This window comes from Bradyrhizobium sp. WSM2254 (assembly GCF_000472645.1).
GTDB lineage: Bacteria > Pseudomonadota > Alphaproteobacteria > Rhizobiales > Xanthobacteraceae > Bradyrhizobium > Bradyrhizobium niftali.
In genome coordinates this window covers 84,059-92,496 of record NZ_AXAB01000036.1, presented here as the reverse complement: position 1 = coordinate 92,496, position 8,438 = coordinate 84,059, and the positions used below count along the sequence as shown (strand labels likewise).

Annotated in this window: 9 protein-coding genes; 5 read left to right on the top strand and 4 right to left on the bottom strand. The window is 65.6% G+C overall.

Going from position 1 to position 8,438, the window contains the following annotated elements:
* Positions 1–299: 299 nt before the first annotated feature.
* Complete coding sequence (locus A3M7_RS0125805) at positions 300–701, bottom strand: hypothetical protein (RefSeq protein ID WP_027546510.1); 402 nt, start codon at positions 699–701, stop codon at positions 300–302.
* A gap of 295 nt (positions 702–996) precedes the next feature.
* Between A3M7_RS0125805 and A3M7_RS0125800 the strand changes: the two genes are divergently transcribed.
* The gene (locus A3M7_RS0125800; RefSeq protein ID WP_027546509.1) at positions 997–1,245 is read left to right on the top strand and encodes a DUF2798 domain-containing protein; all 249 of its coding nucleotides are present in this window, start codon (positions 997–999) and stop codon (positions 1,243–1,245) included.
* A 26-nt stretch (positions 1,246–1,271) separates the two neighbouring features.
* Here the strand turns inward: A3M7_RS0125800 and A3M7_RS0125795 are convergent, their stop codons facing one another.
* The 3 genes from A3M7_RS0125795 to A3M7_RS0125785 all read right to left on the bottom strand — a co-directional run bounded on the left by A3M7_RS0125795 (position 1,272) and on the right by A3M7_RS0125785 (position 4,521).
* Positions 1,272–3,059: a chloride channel protein gene (locus A3M7_RS0125795; protein WP_027546508.1), complete on the bottom strand. Its 1,788-nt coding sequence runs from the start codon at positions 3,057–3,059 to the stop codon at positions 1,272–1,274.
* A gap of 12 nt (positions 3,060–3,071) precedes the next feature.
* Positions 3,072–3,725, bottom strand: a complete 654-nt coding sequence (locus A3M7_RS0125790) for an L-fuculose-phosphate aldolase (protein ID WP_198033814.1) — start codon at positions 3,723–3,725, stop codon at positions 3,072–3,074.
* Positions 3,726–3,894: 169 nt separating this feature from the next.
* Positions 3,895–4,521 carry a MarC family protein gene (locus A3M7_RS0125785; RefSeq protein WP_027546506.1) on the bottom strand — a complete coding sequence of 209 codons (627 nt, stop codon included), beginning with the start codon at positions 4,519–4,521 and terminating at the stop codon, positions 3,895–3,897.
* Positions 4,522–4,665: 144 nt separating this feature from the next.
* Here A3M7_RS0125785 and A3M7_RS0125780 point away from each other — a divergent pair, with 144 nt between their 5' ends.
* From A3M7_RS0125780 to A3M7_RS49875, 4 genes are all read left to right on the top strand, one after another.
* Positions 4,666–5,235: a ferritin-like domain-containing protein gene (locus A3M7_RS0125780; RefSeq protein ID WP_027546505.1), complete on the top strand. Its 570-nt coding sequence runs from the start codon at positions 4,666–4,668 to the stop codon at positions 5,233–5,235.
* Positions 5,236–5,422: 187 nt separating this feature from the next.
* Positions 5,423–5,806: an Hsp20/alpha crystallin family protein gene (locus tag A3M7_RS0125775; protein ID WP_027546504.1), complete on the top strand. Its 384-nt coding sequence runs from the start codon at positions 5,423–5,425 to the stop codon at positions 5,804–5,806.
* Positions 5,807–5,814: 8 nt separating this feature from the next.
* Positions 5,815–8,208, top strand: coding sequence for an endopeptidase La (gene lon / locus A3M7_RS0125770; protein WP_027546503.1), 2,394 nt, complete (start codon positions 5,815–5,817; stop codon positions 8,206–8,208).
* Between the two features lie 5 nt (positions 8,209–8,213).
* Positions 8,214–8,369 carry a hypothetical protein gene (locus A3M7_RS49875; protein ID WP_198033813.1) on the top strand — a complete coding sequence of 52 codons (156 nt, stop codon included), beginning with the start codon at positions 8,214–8,216 and terminating at the stop codon, positions 8,367–8,369.
* Positions 8,370–8,438: the final 69 nt, after the last annotated feature.

The following is an 8,438-nucleotide window of genomic DNA, read 5'->3' as shown; positions in this document are numbered from 1 at the left end:
GCCCGACGCTGCCGCGTCCACCGCAAGCCCGGCTCGCGAAAATGACGACCACATGATCGCCCCTCAAGGATGAGCCGGGATGGGCGACACATACGACAAATCCGAATTTCGGTAAAGCGGAATATTTTTAGGCGCGCGGGTTGACAGCTTCGCAGGTGTTTTGCCCGTCGGGCAAGATCTCGTAGCTGTAGCCCGGATGAGCGAAGCGACATCCGGGGTCTTGCCACAAGCTAGAGCGGTCCCGGGTATCGCTGCGCTCACCCGGGCTACGACGAAACAGCCATGGCGAAAACAGCCGACTAATACGGCTGATAATAGCCGCGCGGCCCGTAATAGGGACCGCCGCCGTAATAGCCCGGGCCGCCGTAATAAGGACGCTGACCATAGTAATAGTTGTCCTCATAGTACTCGCGGCGCCGCTGCTCGGCGATCACCCCGCCGATGATGCCCGCCGCGGCACCCATGACGGCAAGGCCCGCAGCGTTCGAGCCGCGTCGATAGTAGCGACGTCGGGCTGCGCTGAAATCGGTGACGTCGGAGGCAGCCTGACCCGCCGTGACGACCTTTGCGGACACCGCTTTGGCCGGTCCCGCGGACGCCGCAGCCGAGGGCGATGCAGAGGTTGCGACCAGTGCCAGGCTGGCGACCGCGGCCATTACAATGCTGCGGCCAGCCGCGGAATTCATCGGTCCATCACTCATTTTGTTTTGACCTTCCTCTGCCCTCGCCCAAATTGACCTATGCAAACGATATATAATGCGCAAACCGCTGAAATGGTTCGTGATCGCGGCAATCTGCCACGCTTTGAACGATTGTAAACCGAACGACCAGATGCAGCTTGAACCACTCAACCTGAGCGGATAATGAACAGCCGCGCCGTTTTTCGGTCGCCGTAAGCGTTTCACGTGAACCAACGCATCAACCGACGCCGTCGGGATCGATGCCATTTGCAGGGTTCAACGTGACTGACGCGTCCTTTTCCGTAAGAGAAATCAGATGATTGCGGTTCGCAAACTGCCGGCGCGCTATGCGCCGATCGTAATGCCTTTTGTGCTGTCCATCCTCATGACGGCCGTGGTGTCGGTCATTTCGACGCTGCGAAGCCTCGGCGCGACGCCGGCCTTCCTCGCGACCTGGCCGGGCGCCTGGGCGCTGTCATGGCTGGTCGCCTTTCCAACACTGCTGATGGTGCTGCCACTGGTCCGACGGATCGTGGCGTGCGTGGTCGCTTCTCCGTCTCAGTGAACCGGAAAAGCGCCTGGCATCGCGCTTTACGACAGCGCCCCCAGCACCCCGCGCGTCGCCTTGTCGATCTCCTCGACATAGCGGCGGCGGGCGAAGTTCTCGGTGAGGAAGCCGACCACCTTGCGGCTGTCGGTGGAATCGACCACCGCCAGCATCTCGGCTTCCGCCTCGTCGAACACCGCCATCGCCGACTTCACGTTCATTTCCGGGATCAGCACGATATCGATCAGACGAGCGAGTTCGATCACCTGGATGTCGTCGGCGATGGTGTCGAGGTCGCTGGAGAACAGATCGGGCAGCAGGACGAGGCCGACATATTCATCCGCATTGTTGACGATGACGATTCCGGGCCGCGAGCCCAGCGCGAATTCGCGGCGGACGGCAGCGATCGTCGTGGTCGACGGGACCTTGCCGACGTCGGAGCGCATCAGGCGCTCGACGGTGAGATTACGCAGCCAGCCGACGTCGTTGGCGCTGCGGATGGTCTCGCCGCGCAGATGCAGGCGCCAGGTCGAGAACGAATGGCCGAACATGAAGCGGACGCAGATCGAGGTGACGATGCAACCGGCGAGCACGACGGCGGTGACGTCGACATTGCGGGTCATCTCGAGCACGAGGAACGACATGGTCAGCGGGCCGCCGACGATGGCGACGCCGAGCGTCGCCATGCCCGTCAGCATCGCGACCAGCGGATCAATCACGAATTCCGGGCTGATGAGCAAAAGGATTGCGGCGAAGAACTTTCCGATCAGGCTGCCGACGAACAACGAGGCAAAGAACAGACCGCCGCGGAAGCCCGAGGCGAGCGAGATCAGGCAGGCCGTCAGCTTCAAAGCGATGATGATCGCGATCAGGCCGATCGTCATGTCGTGAAAGAGGTCGAGCACCATGGCACCGTGGCCGGCCGCCAGCACCTGCGGCGTGACGATGGCAAAGCTGCCGACGATGAGGCCGCCAATCACCGGGCGCAGCCAGACCGGCAGCCAGGCAAACAGGCGCTCGAACATCGAAGACGACCGCATCACGGCGATGCCGACGCCGCTGGTGATGAGGGCGAGACCGATCAGGGCCAGGTACTGCTCGACGCCGACGGCGCTGACCTTCGGTATTTCGATGGAGTACGGCGCGCCGCCAAGCCATTGCGCAGTCAGGGCGCCGGCAAGCGAGGCCGCCAGTATCGGGGCGGCGCTGCTGACCGAATAGACACCGACGATCAGCTCGCAGGCGTAGAAGGCGCCGGTGATCGGCGCGCCGAACGCTGCAGCGATCGCGGCGGCCGCGCCGCAGCCGACCATCAGGCGCAGATCGTTGCGGCGCAGATTGAAGAACTTGCCGAGCAGCGAGGCGATGCCGGAGCCGATCTGGGTATAGCCGGCCTCGAGGCCGACCGAGGCGCCGCAGCCGTTGGAGATCAGCGTCTGGCTCGACACCACCAGGCTGTCGCGCATCGACAGATTGCCGCCGCGCAGCGCATTGGCCTCGATCGGGTCGACCGCGCTGGAGATCTTCATCCGCCGCCGCGACCATTCCATGATGCCGAGCGCCAATCCGCCGAGCGCAGGCGCGATCAGCGCCGCCCAGGGACTGACCCAGGCGTTGGCGGACAGGCGGACGTCGACGGGAATGCCGTAGATGAGCATATGGGCAATCTGCGCGATCTCGGCCATCAGCGTCACGATGGCGCCGGCCAGCGTGCCGATCACCAGCGCGAGCGGGATCAGGTAGAATTCGTTGCTGCGCAAGAGCGCGCGCAGGCGAACCATGACGCGGTTCGATCCCTTGCGATCAACGAGATGTCTGATCCGCACGAACACCTTCTGCTCGCCCTACCCTTCCGACATGCCGTAGCCGGCCATGCGCTGGCGAACCCGCTCGATCTCGGCGCTCGAGAGCAGCGGCGGTTTCCCGATCTGGAGACAGCCGTGATATTGCCGCGCCAGGGTCTCGACCTCGACGGCGAGCCACATCGCCTTGTCCAGCGTCTTGCCGATCGCGATCATGCCGTGATGGTCGAGCAGGCAGGCAAGCCGCCCCTCCAGCGCCCGCACCGCGTGTTCGGACAGTTCCTCCGTTCCGAAGGTGGCATAGGGCGCGCAGCGGATGCTGTCGCCGCCTGCGGCCGCGATCATGTAGTGCACGGGCGGGATCTCCATGCCCATGATCGCCAGGATGGTGCAATAGGTCGGATGGGCATGGACCACGGCGTTGACGTCGGGCCGGGCCTTCAGGATGTCGCGATGGAAGCGCCACTCGCTGGACGGCTTCTGATCGGGCGCGTGCGAGCCGTCCATCGCCATGAACACGATCTGGTCGGGCGTCATGGCCTCATAGGGCACGCTGGTCGGCGTGACCAGCAGCCCGTCCACATGCCGGACGCTGATATTGCCCGAGGTGCCCTGGTTGATGCCGAGCGCATTCATGCGGCGGCAGGCGTCGATGATGGCCTGTCTCTTGGCGGGCTCGTCCGCTGTCATCGACATCTCGATTTCTTCTCGGCTTCTTGGCGATGGGCGTTTGTCAGACCGGAAGTACGTCAAAGCAATATGGCAGCGCAAGCGAAAGCGACCGGATCGCCCGTCGTCTCGCCGGCCGGCCCACAGCTCCACGAAATAGACCGTGGAATCAACGGATTAACGGATCGTCGAAATCCTACGGTAGGCTCGCCCGGACGGCCGCGATGCCGTTGATCACGAACTGCACGGAATAGGCGGCGAGCAGCATGCCGAGCACGCGCGACAGCACCGCATTTCCGGTGCGCCCGAGGGTGCGGGCGATCAGGCTCGCGGAGAGAAAGCACAGCATGCAGAGCAGGCACACCGCGAGGACGATCGCGATGATGATGGCGAGCCTCGCCCCGTAGCCGGCATTGCCCGTCAACAGCAGCGTGGTCGCGATCGCGCCGGGACCGGCCATCATGGGGATGGCCAGCGGAAACACCGCGACATCGGACGCGTGCTCCGAGGTCGCCTTGTCGGCCTCGCGGGCCTCGCGATGCGGGCGGTCGCCGAAGATCATCTGGTACGAGACGCCGAACAGCAGCAGCCCGCCGGCGATCTGGAACGCGGGAATGCCGATCCCGAGCTGCCGCAGCAGCCAGTTTCCGACCAGCGCGATCACCACCAGGATCGAGGCCGCGATCAGCGGCGCGCGCAGCGCGATCGTTCGCTTGACCGTGTTGGGCATGCCCCCGGTCGCGGCGAGGAAAGCCGGCGCAAGGCCGACGGGATCGACCACCAGCAGCAGCGTCACGAAGGCGGACAGGGCGAAGTCGAGCATGCGGGTAGGTCTCACGCGAGGTGCAGCCGGAATCCATAACGGCTCGAGGCGACCTTCGCGAGGAACATTTGCCCTCCCAGAGTCTTGGTCGCGCGAGGATTGAGGAGGGCATCGCCTTCCCGTGTCACCTCGAGAGGAGGGATTATGGCAAAACGAACGAAGAAACGTGCGAACGCGAAAACGACCGCGGCGCGCCGCCCGCGTCAGGCGCCGAAGATGTTGAGCGACCTGTTCCTGGAGACGCTGAAGGACATCTATTACGCCGAGAACAAGATCATCAAGACGTTGCCCAAGATGGCGAAGGCGGCTCACTCCAAGCAGCTCTCCGCCGCCTTCAACAAGCATCTGCGCGAGACGCAGGGCCAGGTCAAACGCCTTGACCAGATCTTCAAGATGCTGGGCAAGCCCGCGCGCGGCAAGCCCTGCGAGGCGATCAACGGCATCACCGACGAGGGCGCGGGGATCATGAAGGATTTCAAGAACGCCCCCGCCCTCGACGCCGGCCTGCTCGCGGCGGCGCAAGCCGTCGAGCACTACGAGATATCCCGCTACGGCACATTGCGCACCTGGGCCGCGGAGCTCGGCATGCCGGACGCCGCCAGGCTGCTCCAGGCGACGCTCGACGAGGAAGAGGCGACCGATCACACCCTGACCGAGCTCGCCACCTCCGTGATCAACCTCGAAGCGGAAGGAGAATACCGCGCCGCCGCCTGATCTGCGCGCCGCGCCCAACTGTTGCCTTCGACGCCGCGGAACATCTCCGCGGCGTCGTGGCGTCTGATTGCAAGGGCCTCCTCGGGTTCGAGGGGACAGGCATGCTCCAAACGCGCGATGCTGGAATTCCGGGGAACCGTCCCCATATGCTGGTCTTCCAAACGCAGCGCCTTTCCCGAGTCTTGCCATGCAACCCAAAAATCCCCTCGACTGGATGCTGTCCGAAGCCCTGGACTCGCTGACCCGCGCCGACCGGCTGCGGCAGCAGTTCGGCCGCCAGGAAGCCTGCTGGGAGCCGCCGATCGACGTGCTCGAAACCGACCATGAGCTCCTGATCCTGGTGGCGCTTCCCGGCGTCAATCCCGACAATGTCGAGACGGTGATCCATGACGGCGCGCTCGTGATCTCCGGCCAGCGCACGCTTCCGCCGGAGCTTCGCAACGCCCGCATCCACCGGCTCGAGCTGCCGCAGGGGCGTTTTGAGCGCCGCATTGCATTGCCCCTTGGCCGCTACGCCATCAGCCGCTTCGTGATGGACGGCTGCGTCGCACTGCGCCTCGCCAAATCCTGAGGTCGATCATGGCCACCGAACAGATGAATACCGCCCAGACCAATTCCCAAAACAATACCGACGTGAAGATCCCCGACGACGCGCTGATCATCATCCCCGTGCGCGAGATGGTGCTGTTCCCCGGCGCCATCGCGCCGATCGCGATCGCGCGGCCGAAGTCCATCGCCGCCGCGCAGCAGGCGCTGCGCGAGCAGCGGCCGGTCGGCATCGTCCTGCAGCGCAGCCCCGAGATCGAGGAGCCCGGGCCGGACGATCTCTACCGGGTCGCGACCATCGCCAACATCGTGCGCTACATCACCGCGCCCGACGGCACCCATCACATCGTCTGCCAGGGCGTGCAGCGCGCGCGTATCCTCGACTTCCTGCCGGGGACGCCGTTCCTGGCCACGCGCTTCCAGCAGATCCCCGAGCCGACCACGAGCTCGCCCGAGATCGAGGCGCGCGCGCTGAACCTGCAGCGCCAGGCGATCGAGGCGATCGAGCTGCTGCCGCAGGCGCCGCCCGAGCTGGCCGCGATGTTCCAGGGCACCACCGCGCCCGGCGCGCTGGCGGACCTGGCGACCTCGTTCATGGACATCAAGCCGCAGGACAAGCAGGAGGTGCTGGAGACCATCGATCTCGCCTTGCGGGTCGAGAAGGTGTCGAAGCATCTGGCCGAGCGGCTGGAGGTGCTGCGCATCTCCAACGAGATCGGCCAGAAGACCCGCGCCAGCTTCGACGAGCGGCAGCGTGAGGCGATCCTGCGCGAGCAGATGGCGACCATCCAGCGCCAGCTCGGCGAAGGCGACGGCAAGGCGGCCGAGGTCGCCGAGCTGACGGCTGCCATCGCCAAGGCCAGCATGCCGCCCGAAGCGGAAGCGCACGCCAAGAAGGAGCTGCGCCGCTACGAGCGCATGCCGGAGGCTGCCGGTGAGTCCGGCATGGTCCGCACCTACCTCGACTGGCTGATCGAGCTGCCCTGGGCGCTGCCCGCGGAGAAGCCGATCGACATCAAGGAAGCGCGCCGCATCCTGGATGCCGATCATTTCGGCCTGGAGAAGATCAAGAGCCGGATCATCGAATATCTGGCGGTGCGCAAGCTCGCCCCGCAGGGCAAGGCGCCGATCCTGTGCTTCGTCGGCCCGCCCGGCGTCGGCAAGACCTCGCTCGGCCAGTCCATCGCACGCGCGATGGATCGCCCCTTCGTGCGCGTCAGCCTCGGCGGCGTGCATGACGAGGCCGAGATCCGCGGCCACCGGCGCACCTATATCGGCGCGCTGCCCGGCAACATCATCCAGGGCATCAAGAAGGCCGGCACGCGGAACTGCGTCATGATGCTGGACGAGATCGACAAGATGGGCCGTGGCGTGCAGGGCGATCCTTCCGCTGCGATGCTGGAGGTGCTCGACCTCGAGCAGAACGGGACGTTCCGGGACAATTACCTGGCGGTGCCGTTCGACCTGTCGCGCGTGGTGTTCATCGCGACCGCCAACATGCTGGACCAGATTCCGGGTCCGCTGCTGGATCGCATGGAGCTGATCAGCCTCGCCGGCTACACCGAGGAGGAGAAGCTGGAGATCGCGCGGCGCTATCTGGTGCGGCGTCAGCTCGAGGCCAACGGCCTGACGGCCGAGCAGGCCGAGATCGAACCGGAGGCGCTGAAGCTGGTTGTCAAGGGCTACACCCGCGAAGCGGGCGTGCGCAATCTCGAGCGCGAGATCGGCAAGGTGTTCCGCCATGCCGCGGTGCAAATCGCCGAGGGCACGGCTGCCAAGGTCGTGGTGACGCCCAAGGACATCGCCACCATGCTCGGCCAACCGCGCTTCGAGGGCGAGATCGCGCAGCGCACCAGCATTCCGGGCGTGGCCACCGGCCTTGCCTGGACGCCGGTCGGCGGCGACATCCTGTTCATCGAGGCCTCGCGCGTGCCCGGCCGCGGCGGGATGATCCTGACCGGCCAGCTCGGCGACGTCATGCGCGAGAGCGTGCAGGCTGCGATGACCCTGGTGAAGAGCAAGGCCAGCCAGCTCGGCATCGATCCACAGCTGTTCGAGAAGAGCGACATCCACGTTCACGTCCCGGCGGGCGCAACCCCGAAGGACGGGCCGAGCGCGGGGGTTGCGATGTTCACGGCGCTGACGTCCCTGCTCACCAACCGCACGGTGCGCAGCGACACCGCCATGACCGGCGAGATCTCGCTGCGCGGCCTGGTGCTGCCGGTCGGCGGCATCAAGGAGAAGGTGGTGGCTGCGGCCGCCGCCGGACTGAAGCGGGTGATGCTGCCGGCGCGCAACAAGCGGGACTACGACGACATCCCGAAGAGCGCGCGGGACAACCTCGAATTCATCTGGCTGGAGCGCGTCGACGAGGCCATCGCCGCAGCGCTCGAGCCGGCCGCGGCCAAGATCGAAGCGGCGGAGTGAATGCGATGAAGAAACTGCTGGAAAGAGCAAAGAGATCGCGGAAGACGCAGCGGCTGCGCCAGCTGCTCGATCGCGCCATCGAGGGGGTTCGCGATGCGCTCGCGGGACCCGAGCCGCGGCTTCAGCCGGTCCCGGTCCGGGTCAGGCGCCGCAAGGGCTGAGCCCCTCCGCTTCAGCCCTCGCGGTCGTCGAATACAAAAGGCCCCCTCCTGCGAGGGGGCCTTTGCTTT